The organism is Pantoea sp. GbtcB22 (genome assembly GCF_019091025.1).
In the GTDB taxonomy this organism is placed as follows: domain Bacteria; phylum Pseudomonadota; class Gammaproteobacteria; order Enterobacterales; family Enterobacteriaceae; genus Pantoea; species Pantoea leporis.
This window is the reverse complement of the sequence record NZ_JAGXKB010000020.1, coordinates 1-1,758: the sequence shown is the minus strand read 5'-3', so window position 1 is coordinate 1,758 and position 1,758 is coordinate 1. Positions and strand designations below refer to the sequence as shown.

The window sequence follows — 1,758 nt, the reverse complement described above, 5'->3', positions numbered from 1 at the left end:
GCTCTTTAACAATTTATCAGACAATCTGTGTGGGCACTCGCAGGATTGATATCCGCGTCTCCGGACGCAAAAAAATATCAAAGCCTCACGAGTGAACACATAATGAAATTCATTATGACGTTTTACAGATGAGCACCGCTGAACTGGTTTCAGCAAATCAAACTTAAATTGAAGAGTTTGATCATGGCTCAGATTGAACGCTGGCGGCAGGCCTAACACATGCAAGTCGAACGGTAGCACAGAGAGCTTGCTCTCGGGTGACGAGTGGCGGACGGGTGAGTAATGTCTGGGAAACTGCCCGATGGAGGGGGATAACTACTGGAAACGGTAGCTAATACCGCATAACGTCGCAAGACCAAAGTGGGGGACCTTCGGGCCTCACACCATCGGATGTGCCCAGATGGGATTAGCTAGTAGGTGGGGTAATGGCTCACCTAGGCGACGATCCCTAGCTGGTCTGAGAGGATGACCAGCCACACTGGAACTGAGACACGGTCCAGACTCCTACGGGAGGCAGCAGTGGGGAATATTGCACAATGGGCGCAAGCCTGATGCAGCCATGCCGCGTGTATGAAGAAGGCCTTCGGGTTGTAAAGTACTTTCAGCGGGGAGGAAGGCGGTGAAGTTAATAGCTTCACCGATTGACGTTACCCGCAGAAGAAGCACCGGCTAACTCCGTGCCAGCAGCCGCGGTAATACGGAGGGTGCAAGCGTTAATCGGAATTACTGGGCGTAAAGCGCACGCAGGCGGTCTGTCAAGTCGGATGTGAAATCCCCGGGCTTAACCTGGGAACTGCATTCGAAACTGGCAGGCTGGAGTCTTGTAGAGGGGGGTAGAATTCCAGGTGTAGCGGTGAAATGCGTAGAGATCTGGAGGAATACCGGTGGCGAAGGCGGCCCCCTGGACAAAGACTGACGCTCAGGTGCGAAAGCGTGGGGAGCAAACAGGATTAGATACCCTGGTAGTCCACGCCGTAAACGATGTCGACTTGGAGGTTGTTCCCTTGAGGAGTGGCTTCCGGAGCTAACGCGTTAAGTCGTCCGCCTGGGGAGTACGGCCGCTAGGTTAAAACTCAAATGAACTGACGGGTGCCCGCACAAGCGGAGGAGCATGTGGTTTAATTCGATGCAACGCGAAGAACCTTACCTACTCTTGACATCCAGAGAACTTAGCAGAGATGCTTTGGTGCCTTCGGGAACTCTGAGACAGGTGCTGCATGGCTGTCGTCAGCTCGTGTTGTGAAATGTTGGGTTAAGTCCCGCAACGAGCGCAACCCTTATCCTTTGTTGCCAGCGGTTCGGCCGGGAACTCAAAGGAGACTGCCAGTGATAAACTGGAGGAAGGTGGGGATGACGTCAAGTCATCATGGCCCTTACGAGTAGGGCTACACACGTGCTACAATGGCGCATACAAAGAGAAGCGACCTCGCGAGAGCAAGCGGACCTCATAAAGTGCGTCGTAGTCCGGATCGGAGTCTGCAACTCGACTCCGTGAAGTCGGAATCGCTAGTAATCGTAGATCAGAATGCTACGGTGAATACGTTCCCGGGCCTTGTACACACCGCCCGTCACACCATGGGAGTGGGTTGCAAAAGAAGTAGGTAGCTTAACCTTCGGGAGGGCGCTTACCACTTTGTGATTCATGACTGGGGTGAAGTCGTAACAAGGTAACCGTAGGGGAACCTGCGGTTGGATCACCTCCTTACCTGAAGATACCTTCCCGCGAAGTGCTCACACAGATTGTCTGATAGAAAGTAA

At 53.1% G+C, this 1,758-nt stretch carries 1 rRNA gene; it reads left to right on the top strand.

What is annotated here, in order from left to right:
- The first annotated feature begins 165 nt into the window (after window positions 1-165).
- Window positions 166-1,705 (top strand): 16S ribosomal RNA (locus KVT28_RS24640).
- The last annotated feature ends 53 nt before the right edge of the window (window positions 1,706-1,758 follow it).